General features: G+C 45.7%; 1 protein-coding gene. It reads right to left on the reverse strand.

Annotation, left to right across the window (positions count from 1 at the left end):
• Positions 1-31 precede the first annotated feature (31 nt).
• On the reverse strand, positions 32-1246 hold the full coding sequence (locus tag ACP69U_RS13800; RefSeq protein ID WP_248957073.1) for an IS256 family transposase: 1215 nt from the start codon (positions 1244-1246) through the stop codon (positions 32-34).
• Positions 1247-1302: the final 56 nt, after the last annotated feature.

A 1302-nucleotide genomic window follows, 5' to 3' on the forward strand; every position in this document is an offset into this window, starting at 1 on the left:
GAGCCCATCCCATATTCTGTGTAACTGCCCTTTAGATTAAATGCTTACTGATACGGTCATCAAACATAATCATAAAACGATTCAGAGCAGACGTCCAGTTACGGATTGGCATCGACCACTTTTTAGACGCCTGCTGGGTGGCTAAGTACACCACTTTGAATGCTGCCTGATCAGATGGGAACACCTTACGCTTATTCACTGCCGTCCGAATCACACTGTTTAGCGACTCTATCGCATTGGTGGTATAAATCACTTTTCTGATGTCTTTCGGATACTCAAAGAACACCGTTAAGCCCTCCCAGTTATTGCGCCAAGACTTGACCACGTGCGGGTAATCTTTGCCCCAAGTCTCATCAAAGTGCTCAAGATTGGCCTCTGCCATCTCAAGGGTATCAGCGCCGTAAATGGCCTTTAAATCAGCCGCTACGGCCTTTTTATCCGTCCACGGCACAAACTTCATTGAATAGCGCACCATGTGTACGATACACAGCTGAACCTGTGCCTTTGGATAGACGGTGTTAATGGCATCAGGGAAGCCCTTTAGACCGTCAACACAAGCGATTAAGATGTCTTGTACGCCACGGTTTTGAAGCTCGGTAAGAACACCTAGCCAGAACTTAGCGCCTTCATTCTCTGAGAGCCACATACCAAGCAGCTCTTTTTTACCGTTAAGAGCAACACCTAGCGCCAGATAGATAGCCTTGTTGATGATCTGCTTGTCTTGACGTATCTTCACGACGATGCAGTCCAAATAGACGATAGGATAAACACTATTCAATGGCCTGTTCTGCCAAGCGGTGATGTCCTCTAATATGTTATCGGTGACTCTTGAGACAAGAGAGCTTGAGATGTCGACATCGTAGAGCTCTTTAATGCTCTCTACAATCTCGGTGGTGGTTTGACCCTTGGCGTAAAGGAAGATGATCTTGTCATCAAGGCCACTAATACGGGTTTGATGCTTGCGCACGAGTGTAGGTTCAAAGTCACCATGACGGTCTCTTGGGGTAGAGATTTCAAGATCGCCTGTGTCACTTCGGACAGTCTTTTTAGTGTGCCCGTTACGCTTATTAGGTTTATCCGCCTTTTCATGCTTAGGGTAGCCGAGATGGTCTTCCATCTCAGCTTCTAAGGCAGTATCAATAAAGGATTGCATGAGCTGCTTTTGAAAATCTTTGATGTCATCGAAGCTGTTCATGCTACCAGCCATTTGCTCGGCCAGTTTTTTAATGTCAGATTGAGTAGTCATTGCTTATTCTCCGGTTAATGGATTATAAGCAGTTACACAGTTTTTAGGAAACTCCC

This window comes from Psychrobacter sp. TWR1-1-1, from assembly GCF_049895865.1.
Taxonomy (GTDB): Bacteria; Pseudomonadota; Gammaproteobacteria; order Pseudomonadales; family Moraxellaceae; genus Psychrobacter; species Psychrobacter immobilis_A.

Bases quoted from the DNA above. Each gene is read 5' to 3' on its own strand.
- ACP69U_RS13800 (WP_248957073.1), bottom strand. From the start codon at position 1,246: ATGACTACTCAATCTGACATTAAAAAACTGGCCGAGCAAATGGCTGGT.